The sequence below is a fragment of the Herbaspirillum huttiense genome (assembly GCF_004367745.1).
Classification (GTDB): Bacteria; Pseudomonadota; Gammaproteobacteria; order Burkholderiales; family Burkholderiaceae_D; genus Herbaspirillum; species Herbaspirillum huttiense.
Window position 1 is genome coordinate 3,382,326 of the sequence record NZ_CP037993.1, and the last position, 13,398, is coordinate 3,395,723.

Consider the following 13,398-nt stretch of genomic DNA (forward strand, 5'->3'; position numbering starts at 1 on the left):
CTTTTTACTTCATTTCTGGAAACTGGTATCTGACGCATCTTTCGTGCGACGCACCAGCGCAAGTGTACTGCATGGCCCGCAACGCTCTATGGTGGCGGGCTCCACGGTGGTCAGGAATGGCTGCCCTGACCGTAATGCGATTCGACATACTCCAGCACCACCTTCTGGAATTCCTCGGCGATGCGTTCGCCGCGCAGGGTCATCTTCTTTTCGCCATCGATGAACACCGGTGCCGCCGGCGACTCGCCGGTGCCCGGCAGGCTGATGCCGATGTTGGCGTGCTTGGATTCACCGGGGCCATTGACGATGCAGCCCATGACGGCCACGTTCATGGCTTCCACGCCGGGATACTTGCCCTTCCAGACCGGCATCTGCTCGCGCAGGAAGGTCTGGATCTTGTCGGCCAGGTCCTGGAACACGGTCGAGGTGGTGCGGCCGCAACCCGGGCAGGCGATCACCATCGGGGTGAACTTGCGCAGGCCCATGGTCTGCAGGATTTCCTGGCCGACCACCACTTCCTTGGTACGGTCGCCGCCCGGCTCGGGGGTCAGCGAGATGCGGATGGTGTCGCCGATGCCTTCCTGCAGCAGCACCGACAGCGCCGCCGTGGAGGCCACGATGCCCTTGCTGCCCATGCCGGCCTCGGTCAGGCCCAGGTGCAGGGGGTAGTCGCAGCGGCGCGCCAGCTCACGATAAACCGCGATCAGATCCTGCACGCCGGAAACTTTGCAGGACAGGATGATCTTGTCACCCGACATGCCCAGCTCCTCGGCGCGCTGGGCGTTCTCGATGGCAGAGGTGACCAAGGCTTCATACATCACCGCCTGGGCCGACCACGGCTCGGCACGACCGGCGTTTTCGTCCATGATGCGCGCCAGCAGCGCCTGGTCCAGGCTGCCCCAGTTCACGCCGATGCGCACCGGCTTGTCGTACTTGCAGGCCACTTCGATCATCTGGGCGAACTGGGTATCGCGCTTGGCGCCCTTGCCCACGTTGCCGGGATTGATACGGTATTTGGAGAGCGCCTGGGCGCACTCCGGATAATCGGTCAGCAGGGTATGGCCGTTGTAGTGGAAATCGCCCACCAGCGGCACATCCACGCCCATGCGGTCGAGCTGCTCGCGAATGGCCGGCACGGCAGCGGCGGCCTCGGGCGTATTGACGGTCAGGCGCACGATCTCGGAGCCGGCCCGGGCCAGTTCCTTGATCTGGATGGCCGTCCCGATGGCATCCGCAGTGTCGGTGTTGGTCATGGATTGCACCATGACCGGGGCTCCACCCCCCACGAGGATCTCGCGCGCGCCATGGCTGATGACCACGCGGCGGCTGTTGCGGCGGGCCAGCGGCCCGGAGGCGATCGGGAAGGAAGACATGATGGCAGTCGACTCAGTTCAGGTTCAGGCGTGCAACATTGCTGCCGCCCGGGGTTTTCAGGTCCAGCGGCTGGCCGCGCAGGCTGGCGTCGACACCGGCGGCGTTGCCGATGATCAGGGTCGTGGCGTCCGAGACATCAAAGGTTTCGGTAGTGCCAGCCTTGAGCAGGCGCGAAATCACGGTGCTCTTGTCGGCACGCCGGATTTCCACCCAGGAATCCTCGCGGAAGGTCAGGCGCAGCAAATCCTTGCTGTTGACGATGTTCAGGCCACTGGGGACAGTGGTGGAGGCCATCTGGGCGGGCGCAGCCGATGCGGCAGACGCAGCCGCCGGGGCCGGCGTGGATGCCGGCTGGCTGGCTGCCGGCGTGGCAGCCTGAACCGGTTCCGGCTTGGCCGCCACCGGGGCCTGAGCTACCGGTGCGGGTGCCTCCGCAACGGGAGCAGCAGGCTTGGCGGGCTCCTCGGCGGGTGCGGACGTGATTGTTTCAACGCGGGCATTCACCGGTGTCTCGGTGGAAGAAGCGGTCTCGGCCGACTGCACATTCTGCGCATCCGAAGAAGTGCCCGACGCTGCTGCTGCCTCCTCGTGATGCGATTTGAGGAAGGCCAGCTGGGGCACATTGGCACCGAGTTCAGTCCAGCGCACGGCTGCTGCGCCTGCCAACAGGGCGACCACCACCACACCGGCGACGATGGGCAAGGCCGAGCTGTTGCCGCGCGTGCTCATCATCATGGCCGGCAGCGGACCTTCCGAGAACGGCGTGGAGAGCTGGTGCTGCGGTACGATGTGGTCGCGCTGCTGCACGGCCGACTCCTGCGGCAAGGAAGCCGTCACGGCATGCACATCCAGCCCCAGCACCTTGGCATAGCTGCGCACGAAACCGCGCGCCACGGCCAGGCCGGGCAAGGCCGCATAGTTGTCCGCTTCGATCGCCATGATCTGGCGCGGGGCCAGCTTCACCAGACTGGCTGCCTGCTCGATGGTCCAGCCCTTCTTCTGGCGCGCTGCGGCCAGCGCGGCGCCGGGCAAGACCTGGGCCGGGGACGATGGACCAGGATCTGGCGGTTGCTGCGACGACATTTCGTTCATTTGTTGATCACTCATCAAATGCTCCACATGGAAAAGCTTTTTTTAGCCGGCCCTGGCCGGATTCTTCTGGAGCGTCCCTGCGCGGCTCCTGCCGCGTCCCTCCGGGGAAATTCGACAACTTCAGCCCATCCTGAACCATAACGGCAGAACGGACGATCATTTCAGCAAAAACACAAAAAGGACGTGCAATGCCTGCGCCCCAGCGCAACATCGACGCCCCCGTTACCCATTCTGTAAAAAGCGGCAGCTGATCCCTCGCCGTGGCGGCGAAGGCTGGTACCGCAGGACCAGCAAGGACATGGGACCACCCTGCCGTCACCCGGAGATCTCCACGATGCGGCCAAAGTCCTTGCCGAACTTGGCCTGGTATTCGGCCATTTTCTGCATGCGTTCCTGCACCCGCGTACGATCCTTCACTTCACCGGCCAGCTGGCCGCAGGCGGCATCGATGTCGTCGCCACGGGTCTTGCGGATGGTGGTCACGATGCCGGCATCCATCAGGATCTGCGCAAACGCCTTGATGCGCGGATTGTGCGAGCGCTTCAAGCCCGACTCGGGGAAGGGATTGAAGGGAATCAGGTTGAACTTGCAGGGGATGGCGGTCTCGCCTTCCTTCACCAGCGCGACCAGTTCGCGCGCATGGGTGTCGGTGTCATTGACGCCATCGAGCATGCAGTACTCGAAGGTGATGAAGTCGCGCGGCGCGAATTCCAGATAGCGTTTGCAGGCCAGCATCAGCTCGCGCAGCGGGTGCTTGCGGTTCAGCGGAATGAGCGAATCGCGCAGCGCATCGTTGGAGGCGTGCAGCGAGACGGCCAGCGCCACCGGACACTCTTGCGACAGCTTGTCGATCATCGGCACCACGCCGCTGGTGGAGAGCGTGACGCGGCGGCGCGACAGGCCATAAGCATTGTCGTCCAGCATCAGGCGCAAGGCGGTGACCGTCGGCTCGAAGTTGAGCAGCGGCTCGCCCATGCCCATCATGACCACGTTGGTGATCTGACGCTCACCCTTGGGACCACCTTCGATACCCTTGGTCTTGCGCAATTCGAATTCCGCCATCCACAGCTGGCCGATGATTTCGGCCACGGTGAGATTGCGGTTGAAGCCCTGCTTGCCGGTGGAGCAGAAGCGGCAATTCACGGCACAGCCCGCCTGCGTCGAAACGCACAGCGTGCCGCGGTTTTCTTCAGGAATGAACACGGTTTCCACCGCATTGCCCTGGCCCACGTCGACCAGCCACTTGCGTGTGCCGTCGGTGGAGGTATGGTCGCTGATGATGGCCGGCGCACGGACTTCGGCGCGGGTCTTCAGCTTGTCGCGCAGCGATTTGGCCAAATCGGTCATCTGATCGAAATCAGAGACGCCGAACTGGTGTATCCAACGCTGCAACTGCTTTGCACGAAACGGCTTCTCACCCAACTCGCCGCAGTAAGCGACGAGTTGCGCGGGATCCATATCCAGCAGATTGGTGAGAGCTGTAGTCATGATGCTTGCGGTCGGGACCAGAGCAGAAAGACGCGGCAGGGATTGCAGCGCCGGTTTCCACCCCAGCCCGGAAGACCGATGAAAAACAGGAACAGATTAACGCGAATAAACGTTCAGTGCCGGGAAGAAGTAGGCGATTTCGCCCTTGGCGGTTTCTTCAGCGTCCGAACCGTGCACGGCGTTGGCGTCGATGGAGTCAGCGAAGTCGGCGCGGATGGTGCCCTTTTCGGCCTTCTTCGGATCGGTTGCGCCCATCAGGTCGCGGTTCTTCAGGATGGCGCCTTCGCCTTCCAGCACCTGGATCATCACCGGGCCGGAGATCATGAAGTCCACCAGGTCCTTGAAGAAAGGACGCTCACGGTGCACAGCGTAGAAACCTTCAGCTTCAGCGCGCGACAGTTGGGCCATGCGAGCAGCGACGACCTTCAGGCCGGCGTTTTCGAAACGGCTGTAGATTTGACCGATCACGTTCTTGGCGACGGCGTCGGGCTTGATAATCGACAGGGTGCGTTCAATTGCCATGAGAAAAACTCCAATAAAAATAAAGGCTTAAAGCCAATAATTGTTAATTCAATGAACCTTGTATTTTAGCATGAAACCATCAGATATCACGTCAATTCACCTGCTTTGACACCGCATACGGGCAGTAGCGCATTGAAACCAGCCAGGATGCGCGAGATAGCGGCCTCAGATAAAGTGCCCGCATCTCGAACCAGAGCGAGGGAAGACTTGTCTTAGCAGTGAGCCATCGTGCTATTCTCTGGCTCGCATTCAACGCTTCGGAGGACATATGAATCAACTGGACACGACCTTCGGCCACTCGACCACGAGTCTGGCCACCCGCAACCGCGTTCTGCGCAACACCTACTGGCTGCTGGCGCTGTCGATGATCCCGACCGTGCTGGGCGCCTGGCTGGGCGTGCAGATGCATTTCAGCCTGTTTGCTGCGAGCCCGATGATCGGCTTCGTGCTGTTCCTGGCGATCGCCTTCGGCTTCTTCTACGCGATCGAGAAGACCAAGAATACTGGCTGGGGCGTAGCTTTCCTGCTGGGCTTCACCTTCTTCATGGGCCTGATGCTGTCGCGCCTGATCGAGTATACGCTGGGCTTCTCCAACGGCGCCGGACTGATCATGACGGCCTTTGGCGGCACCGCCATCATCTTCTGCGGCATGGCCACCATCGCCACCGTCTCGAAGCGTGACTTCTCGGGCATGGGCAAGTGGCTCTTCGCAGGCGTGCTGGTGATCCTGGTGGCTTCGCTGGCCAACATCTTCCTGCACCTGCCGGCGCTGCAACTGACCATCTCGGTGGTGGCCATCGCCATCTTCTCGGCTTACATCCTGTATGACGTGCAACAGGTGGTCAACGGCGGCGAAACCAACTACATTTCGGCCACGCTGGCGATCTACCTGGACGTCTACAACGTCTTTGCCAATCTGCTGTCCATCCTGGGCATCGTCGGCGGCAACCGCGACTGATCTCGCGAATATTGCTTCAAATGAAATAAAAATGCCGGCGCAAGCCTGAACTGCACCCCAAAAGTTGGACATAAATCCAACCTTTGGGGTGTTTTTCATGGCGAAGTACGATGAGAAGTTCAAGCAGGAAGTGGTACAGAAATATCTAGCGGGAGGTAGTGCCAGAGGGCTTGCCAAGGAATATGGTCTGAAGCACAGCATAGTTCAGCGGTGGGTCCAGAGCTACCGACATCATGGCGTAGCGGGACTGATCAAGAAGCACGAGCACTATAGTGCCGAGTTCAAGCTATCGGTATTGACGCGAATGAAGCAGGATCAGTTATCACAGCGGGAAGTGGAGGCTATGTACGGACTTCGCGGCTGCGGGACGGTCAGTCGGTGGGAGCGCCTGTATCATGAGCACGGCCTGGCTGGATTGCAGCCGAAGCCGAAAGGACGCTCAATGATGATGAAGCCCAAGATTCCCGCAAAGCCCACAAGGAAAGACGACATGCGCCCACGCGAAGAATTGCTCGATGAAATCGAGTATCTGCGTGCGGAGGTTGATTACCTAAAAAAGCGTCGGGCCTTGATTCAGACAGAGCAAGCGGCTGCGCAAAAGCAGCGCGACTCGTCCAGGAATTGAGGCCACACCACAAGTTGCCTGTTCTGCTGAAGGTGGCCGGATTGGCGCGCAGCACATTCTATTACCAGATCAAGGCGCAGGAAGCAGGCGACAAATACGCGGCCGTGAAATCGCGCATCCGCAAGATCTATGACCGGCACAAAGGCAGGTATGGCTACCGCCGCGTCACGGACACGCTCAAGCAGGCAGGCCAACTGATCAATCACAAGACGGTGCAGCGCCTGATGAGCCAATTGGGCTTGAAGTCGCTGGTGAGGCCGAAGAAATACAGGTCGTATCGCGGCCCTGGGCACGCTCATGTGGAGAACTTGCTTCAGAGGAAATTCAAGGCAGAGCGGTTCGGAGAGAAGTGGGTAACGGATGTTACTGAATTCAAAGTCGGTGGAGAGAAGCTTTATCTGTCGCCTGTCATGGACTTGTACAACGGCGAGATCGTGTCGTATCAGACGAGTCGTTCACCCCAGTTCCAGATGGTCGACAGCATGCTCAAGAAGGCAATCTCGACCTTGAAGGGGACACGTCGCCCCATGCTGCACTCGGATCAGGGATGGCAATATCAGATGCACGCTTACCGGCGCACCTTGGCCGAAAACGGTATTAAGCAGAGTATGTCGCGTAGAGGGAATTGCCTGGATAATGCAGCCATGGAAAGCTTCTTCGGCACGCTCAAGTCGGAGTGTTTTTACCTGACTCGCTTCTCCAGCATCGAGCAGTTACAGATCGAGTTGCGCAAGTACATGCACTACTACAACCACCACCGCATCAAGAGCAAATTAAAAGGACTGAGCCCTGTGCAATACAGAACTCAGTCCTTTAGGCCTTAACCGGCTGTTGACCGTCCAACTTTATGGGGTCAGTTCAGCCGGCATTTTTTTCGTCTGCTGCCCTCGACCTCACTCGGGCAGATCGAACACGGCGATGGATTCCACGTGGGCCGTATGCGGGAACATGTTCACTACGCCAGCATACTTGAGCGCATAACCGCCGAGATGCACCAGCATGCCGGCGTCACGCGCCAACGTCGCCGGGTTGCAGGATACGTAGACGATACGCTTTGGCTTCAGGTGCTGCTGTTCCGGCGGCAATTCCACGAGGGCCTTGCAGACTTCCATGGCACCTTCGCGCGGCGGGTCGATCAGCATGCGATCGAACTTGCCAAGCGCCACGAAATCTTCCGGCTTGGCCTCGAACAGATTGCGGCAATAGAAACTGGTCTTGGCATCGACGCCATTGACCTTGGCATTGTCCAGTGCGCGCTCGGTCAGGGCCGTGCTGCCTTCGATCCCCACCACTTCGCGTGCCAGGGTGGCGATGGGCAGCGTGAAGTTACCCAAGCCGCAGAACAGGTCGGCCACGCGATCCTGCGGCTGCACATCCAGCAGGCGCAGCGCACGGGCCACCAGAACGCGGTTGATCTGGTGATTCACCTGGGTGAAATCGGTCGGCTTGAACGGCATGCGGATACCGAATTCAGGCAAGGTGTACTGCAGGCGCGATTCGGCGGGATAGTAAGGCGCTGCCGTATCCGGCCCCTTGGTCTGCAGCCACCATTCGATCTTGTGCTCGTCGGCAAAGGTCTTGAGCAGGGTTTCATCGGCCGGGCTCAGCGCCTCCATGATGCGCAACACCAGTACGGTAACCTTGTTGCCATCGTCGCCCTCACCCACGGCCAGCTCGATCTGCGGCATGCGATCGCGAATCGACAGCGCTGCCACCAGTTCACGCAGCGGCACCAGCATGGCCGACACATTGGGCGGCAGGATTTCACAAGTCTTCATATCGGCGATGAAGGACGAGCGCTTTTCATGGAAGCCCACCAGCACCCCACCCTTCTTGGCCACGTGACGCACCGAGATCCGGGCGCGATAGCGATAACCCCAGGTGGGGCCATAGATGGGACGCAGCATGACCTCGGCCTTGGTCTTGCCCAGGTGCCAGAGGTTGTCTTCCAGCACGCGCTGCTTCATGGCGACCTGGGCCGACGGCTCCAGATGCTGCATGGCACAGCCGCCGCAGGTGCCGAAATAATCACACCGGGGCTTCACCCGCAGCGAGGACTCGCTATGCAGCGTGGTCATCACGCCCGCCTCCCACTTGGGCTTCTTGCGATAGGACTGAAAACTGACCCGCTCGCCCGGCAGCGCGCCTTCGACGAAGATGACCTTGCCTTGCGTGCCATCCTCGTTTTGGAGGTGACCAACGCCGCGCCCGTCCATGTCGAGCGACTTGATTTCAATGATGATGTCTTGTTGCATGAGGGAAACCACAGGGTAGGACCGAAGCCCGCTGCCGAAAACAAAAGCGGTATTGTCCGCGATCCGGGACCGCGAGGGAAGCAGCAAGCGCATCCGGACCGCGCCGGACCGCGAAAACCACTGCAATATAGAGAAAGCGCCCTAGAACAACGCGTCGCGGCTCACGCCGCGCGAGGTCAGCAGCCGCTTGAGCTTGACCAAAGCCTCCTGCTGCACTTGGCGCACACGCTCACGAGTGATACCCATCTCGCCCGCCAGTTGCTCCAGCGTCGAGGGATCGTCGTTGTCCAGGCCGAAGCGGCGGGCCACCACGACACGTTGCTTTTCGGACAAGCTCTTGAGCCATTCCCGGATCAGCAAGGCCATTTCCTGGCTTTCGGCACGGGTGTCCGGATGCTCTTCGACGGCACTGGGCAAGAGATCCATCAGGCTGGCCTGCGGGTCGTTATCGAGCGGGGTGTCCAGCGAGGCTGCATGTTCGGACAGGGCCAGCACATCCTGCACCTCTTCCACCGGGCGGTCGACCAGGTGCGCGATGTCTTCGGCGCTGGCGTCTCTTCCGTCACGTTGCTGCGCTTCGAGGTGATATTTTGCGCGGAGAATCTGGTTCAGCTCGCGCACCATATGCACGGGAAGCCGCACGGTACGGGCCTGATTCATGATGGCGCGCTCGATGCTCTGGCGGATCCACCAGGTGGCGTAGGTAGAGAAGCGGAAACCGCGCTCAGGCTCGAACTTGTCGATGGCGCGCATCAGGCCGAGGTTGCCCTCTTCGATCAGGTCCAGCAGGGCCACGCCCCGGTTGATGTAGTGCTTGGCGATTGACACCACTAGCCGCAGGTTGTGCTCGATCATCTTCTGGCGCGCCTCGAATTCGCCGGCCTTGGCCTGGGTGGCGAAATGCAGCTCTTCGGCCGCCGTCAACAGCGGCTTGGCACCGATCTTGTTGAGGTAATGCTGGGTGGTGTCGGTGGAGAGTTCGGCGGCAAGCACCTTCTTGAGCTCGTCCACGCCTTCGGCCGGGGCCGCCTCCTGGGGCTGCTCGGCAGCATCGCCGTCAATCACTTCCGGTTCATCGATTTCCTCGATGGGATCGTCCATATCCTCCTCACGAGGGTCCTGGTCTGGCAAGTGATCGCGGCGATTGCTTGTCATACGCTAGCGTGGCGGTAAGTATTTTGAAGGATCAACAGGTTTACCCTGCTGGCGGATCTCGAAATGCAGTTTGACGCTGTCGCTGTCGGACTTGCCCATTTCAGCGATCTTCTGTCCCTTGGTCACCGCCTGGCCTTCCTTGACCAGGATGGTCTTGTTGTGAGCATAGGCCGACAACAAGTTGTTGGTGTGCTTGATGATCACCAGGTTGCCATAGCCACGAATGCCGCTACCGGCATACATGACCTTGCCACCGGCTGCTGCCAGCACGGCCTGGCCATCCTTGCCTGCAATGTCCACACCCTTCTTGCCGCCTTCGAAGGTGCCGATCACCTTGCCGTCGGCCGGCCACATCCAGGTCACGCCTTCATCATCGCTGGCGACCGGCGCCTGGCTGGCTGCCGCCGGCTTGTCCGCTGCATGCGGCGCTTCCGGCTTGGCAACAGCCGCAGGGGCTGCAGCAGGTGCGGCTGCCGGTGCAGCATCAGGCTTTTCCAGTTCAGCCAGGGCGCTTTCCGAGTAGGCGCGCTTGTCACCGCGCGGACCAGTCTTGTTGCTGCCCGAGGCCATCGGTGCTGCAGCCGGTGCGGCGGCGCCTGGTGCACCCAGCGGCTTCACGTCCAGGCCTGCGCCCGGCGCGGCAGCCACGGTCGCCGTCTGGGCCGGACCGGCACGATCGGGCGGCGCCACGCGCAGCACCTGGTCGACCTTGATGTCGTTCGGGTTGGTCAGATTGTTCCAGGCGACGATGTCGCGCCAGTTCTGCCCGACGTCCAGGGCGATGCGATACAGGGTATCGCCCTTCTTGACCGTGTAATAGCCACGTCCCGACGGGGCCGGCACCACCGGAGCGGCAGCAGCATCGGCCGGCTTGGCGGTGCTCGACGTGCGCTCGACGACGGGCGCCGGCTGCTGATTCGGTGTCGAGCCGCAGGCGGCCAGCAAACTGACGACACTGCCCAATACAGCCAAACGAATTTTCTTCATGCTCTTACGTTAGATTTTGTACGACGCTAGTTGACACGCAGCCAGCGCCAGAAGTTCATCAGGGAAATGCGGCCCCCTCGCCTGCCCATCCGCTCTTTTCATCGACCCGCGGCTTGGATGCTTGTGCTTGTTGCCGCCCGTTCCCTGTTCGATGATGCGTGGCGGACCTGATATCCGCCGGTTTTGCTCATTGCGTCCTGCTCATGCCGGGCTTTTCCGACCTACACCGTTCCCGGCCGCAGCGGCACGAAATGGCACTGTTCCAGGGTGGTACGGCGCCAGTCGCGCTGGCCCACACGTTCAATCAGTTCCAGCACCTGCTGGCGTTCGCCCACGGGCGCTACCAGCCTGCCGCCAATGGCGAGCTGTTCCAACAGGGCCTGCGGCACTTCGAGACCTGCCGCCGCGAGGATGATGCCATCAAACGGCGCAACTTGCGGCAGGCCAAGCATACCATCTCCGTAATGCAAGCGGATGTTCGCCACGCGCAAGGGACGCAGATTGGTCTTGGCCAGTTCATGCAAGGGCTTGATGCGCTCGATGGAATACACCTCGCCGGCTACCCGTGACAGCACGGCGGCCTGGTAGCCGCAGCCGGTACCGATCTCCAATACCCGGTCCAGGCGGCCGCCATGGCGATTCTGGCGCATCAGTTCGATCATGCGCGCCACGATGTAGGGCTGCGAAATGGTCTGGTGATGGCCGATCGGCAGCGACGCATCGATATAGGCCTGGCTGGCCAGGCCGGGTTCCACAAACATGTGGCGCGGCACTGCCTCCAGCGCGGCCAGCACCTTGGCATCGGCCACACCCTGCTTGGCCACGCGCGCCACCATGGCCTTGCGCACCGCTTCCGAGGCCAGCGGCGAGGCATGATGGGAAGCATTGGTCTGGGTCACCGTCATGACGTTCCTGACGGCCGTGCGCGGCACCGGCGCGGCGCTCAGCAGCGGCTGGGCCGGCGCTACCGGCGCGCGCGGTGGTGCCGGCGGCGGACGCAGCGCCTGGGCCAGGCCCTGCTGCACCGGCTTCAGGGCCGCGCGCTGCGATGACTGGGCGGCATTCTTGGCCGCCGTCTGGGTCGTGGCCTGGGGCCGGCCAGCCGCATCCCGCCCGGCGTTGGCGGTCTTTTTCTTGTCGACCACCGAGGACAGGCTCAGCGGAAAGCGGCTGGGCTTGTCGCTCATGCAAGCGCTTTCTTGAGATTGTCCAGTTGCGCGGAGTGCGTCAGGTCGATCTGCAGCGGCGTGATGGAGACGTAGCCATTGGCCGTAGCATGGAAATCGGTGCCCTCGCCACCATCCTTGGCGGCCCCGGCCGGGCCGATCCAGTACAGGTCCCGGCCATGCGGGTCAGTCAGCTTGTGCACCGGCTCGGACATGTGGCGTTTGCCCAGACGGGTCGCCACGCAGCCCTTGATCTGCGCATACGGCAGGTTGGGAATGTTGACGTTGAGCAGGTAAGGCTTGGGCAGGCTGTCGAAGCGGCGCTCAACGATCTCGCGGGCGATGCGTGCGGCCGACTCCAGCTCGCCCCAGCCCTTGTGCAGTTGCGAAAACGCAATGGAAGGAATGCCGAACAGAAAACCCTCCGTCGCCGCCGCCACCGTGCCGGAATAGAGCGTATCGTCGCCCATGTTCTGGCCCTGGTTGATACCGGAGACGATCAGGTCAGGACGCTCCTTGAGCAAGCCGGTCAGCGCCACGTGGACACAGTCCGACGGCGTGCCATTGAGATAGTAGAAACCGTTGGCGGCCTGCTCCACCCACAGCGGGCGATCCAGCGTCAGGGAATTGGAGCTGCCCGAGCGATTGCTGTCGGGCGCCACCACGGTGATGTCGGCGATCGGTGCGAGGGCTTCGGCCAGGGCATTGATGCCGGGTGCCAGGTAGCCGTCGTCGTTGCTGATGAGGATTTTCATGGGCTGAATTTTAACCGAAGCCGAGCTTTGGACAGCCCCTCCTCCTGACATTCTCCTGCCCTGTTGCGTCGTCTATTCCTGCAGCGTCAGTTCCTGATAGACATAGGCTGACAGCACCAGTTTGTCGCGCACCGTCAGTTGCGCAAATTCCACCCCGTACTGATGGAAATCGGCCTCCCCCAAAGACTCCACCGTCCGCAGGACCACCGGCAGTTCCAGCGGCAACTGCTGGTCCGCCACCGAGGCCACGAAACGCAGCTGGCCCGTCACGCCCTTCTTTGCCGCCACCTTGCCGGAAAGCGAGGTCGCCACCAGCGAAGCCCCAGCCAGACTGAGGTCGATCACGCTGGCGGCCAGCGGCTGGCTGCCATCCACCGCGAGATAGCCTTCCGCCCCGACAGGCACGCGGGTGGCCTGGCGGATGACGGTGGAACGTACCTCCTTGGGCAGGGAGACATGAAGGTAAACGAAAGGAGTTTGCTGGTACTTCAGCAGTTGCGCCGCAAAAGCATAGGCGCGGCGGCCGGTCAGGGCGCGCACCACGAAGCCCTGGCCTTCCCGCACGAAGAGCTGCTTGCCCTCCTTTTGTGGCGCTGTCACCAGGATACTGCGGTTGGGCAAGCAGCCCACCAATGACACCGCATAGCGCTGCGCGGCATCGTCGGCAAATTGCAGCCACAAGGTATCGCCGATCTGCCAGCGCACCTCGTCCAGCGTAATGATGGTTTCCTGGCCGCGCACCGCCGCAGAGGGCTTCAAAGGTTTTTTGCCACCCTGCTTCTTGCGCAAGACGTCGCGTGCCTGCGGCAACGGTACGGATTCGGTATCCGGCTCGGCAATCCAGTTGGCATTGCGGTAGAGACCGTATTCGATCAGCCCGGCCAGTTGGTCCGGCGTATCGATCAAGGTACCGCGCGCCAGCAGGAGCTTGCCGGCATCGTTGTAGATCGGCCAGGGCGCGGGGCGGCCCAGGGCGAGTTCGGAGGCGCGCACCGGCACCAGCGAGGTGTGATCTGCCATC

Annotated in this window: 12 protein-coding genes; 2 read left to right on the top strand and 10 right to left on the bottom strand. The window is 61.7% G+C overall.

Features of this window, described 5'->3' with window-relative positions; genetic code table 11:
• Positions 1 to 110: 110 nt before the first annotated feature.
• The 4 genes from ispG to ndk all read right to left on the bottom strand — a co-directional run bounded on the left by ispG (position 111) and on the right by ndk (position 4,476).
• A complete protein-coding gene (ispG, locus tag E2K99_RS15180; RefSeq protein ID WP_039785356.1) occupies positions 111 to 1,373 on the bottom strand; it encodes a flavodoxin-dependent (E)-4-hydroxy-3-methylbut-2-enyl-diphosphate synthase in 1,263 nt (420 codons plus the stop codon).
• Positions 1,374 to 1,386: 13 nt separating this feature from the next.
• A complete protein-coding gene (locus E2K99_RS15185) occupies positions 1,387 to 2,481 on the bottom strand; it encodes a helix-turn-helix domain-containing protein (protein ID WP_134222772.1) in 1,095 nt (364 codons plus the stop codon).
• 300 nt (positions 2,482 to 2,781) lie between these two features.
• A complete protein-coding gene (gene rlmN, locus E2K99_RS15190) occupies positions 2,782 to 3,954 on the bottom strand; it encodes a dual-specificity RNA methyltransferase RlmN (RefSeq protein ID WP_034333976.1) in 1,173 nt (390 codons plus the stop codon).
• Positions 3,955 to 4,050: 96 nt separating this feature from the next.
• On the bottom strand, positions 4,051 to 4,476 hold the full coding sequence (gene ndk / locus E2K99_RS15195) for a nucleoside-diphosphate kinase (RefSeq protein WP_034333977.1): 426 nt from the start codon (positions 4,474 to 4,476) through the stop codon (positions 4,051 to 4,053).
• Between the two features lie 268 nt (positions 4,477 to 4,744).
• Here ndk and E2K99_RS15200 point away from each other — a divergent pair, with 268 nt between their 5' ends.
• Positions 4,745 to 5,434, top strand: a complete 690-nt coding sequence (locus E2K99_RS15200) for a Bax inhibitor-1/YccA family protein (protein WP_039785351.1) — start codon at positions 4,745 to 4,747, stop codon at positions 5,432 to 5,434.
• A 97-nt stretch (positions 5,435 to 5,531) separates the two neighbouring features.
• Positions 5,532 to 6,883 (top strand): IS3 family transposase gene (locus E2K99_RS15205; RefSeq protein ID WP_134220985.1). Its coding sequence is split into 2 segments (ribosomal slippage): positions 5,532 to 6,035 and positions 6,038 to 6,883, totalling 1,350 coding nucleotides; the frame shifts between segments, so codons are not numbered across the junction.
• Positions 6,884 to 6,952: 69 nt separating this feature from the next.
• Here the strand turns inward: E2K99_RS15205 and rlmD are convergent.
• The 6 genes from rlmD to E2K99_RS15235 form a co-directional block, all read right to left on the bottom strand.
• Complete coding sequence (gene rlmD, locus E2K99_RS15210; RefSeq protein WP_134222773.1) at positions 6,953 to 8,314, bottom strand: 23S rRNA (uracil(1939)-C(5))-methyltransferase RlmD; 1,362 nt, start codon at positions 8,312 to 8,314, stop codon at positions 6,953 to 6,955.
• 141 nt (positions 8,315 to 8,455) lie between these two features.
• Positions 8,456 to 9,469, bottom strand: a complete 1,014-nt coding sequence (rpoS, locus tag E2K99_RS15215) for an RNA polymerase sigma factor RpoS (protein ID WP_039785345.1) — start codon at positions 9,467 to 9,469, stop codon at positions 8,456 to 8,458.
• A 3-nt stretch (positions 9,470 to 9,472) separates the two neighbouring features.
• On the bottom strand, positions 9,473 to 10,456 hold the full coding sequence (locus tag E2K99_RS15220; protein ID WP_134222774.1) for a peptidoglycan DD-metalloendopeptidase family protein: 984 nt from the start codon (positions 10,454 to 10,456) through the stop codon (positions 9,473 to 9,475).
• A 221-nt stretch (positions 10,457 to 10,677) separates the two neighbouring features.
• Entirely contained in the window at positions 10,678 to 11,643 is a 966-nt protein-coding gene (locus E2K99_RS15225; protein ID WP_134222775.1) for a protein-L-isoaspartate(D-aspartate) O-methyltransferase, read from the bottom strand.
• Positions 11,640 to 12,377 carry a 5'/3'-nucleotidase SurE gene (gene surE / locus E2K99_RS15230; protein ID WP_134222776.1) on the bottom strand — a complete coding sequence of 246 codons (738 nt, stop codon included), beginning with the start codon at positions 12,375 to 12,377 and terminating at the stop codon, positions 11,640 to 11,642. The genes E2K99_RS15225 and surE overlap by 4 nt, the downstream gene beginning before the upstream one ends.
• 72 nt (positions 12,378 to 12,449) lie before the next feature.
• Positions 12,450 to 13,397 (bottom strand): flagellar brake protein, encoded by a 948-nt coding sequence (locus E2K99_RS15235; RefSeq protein WP_134222777.1) that lies wholly within the window; start codon positions 13,395 to 13,397, stop codon positions 12,450 to 12,452.
• Position 13,398: the final 1 nt, after the last annotated feature.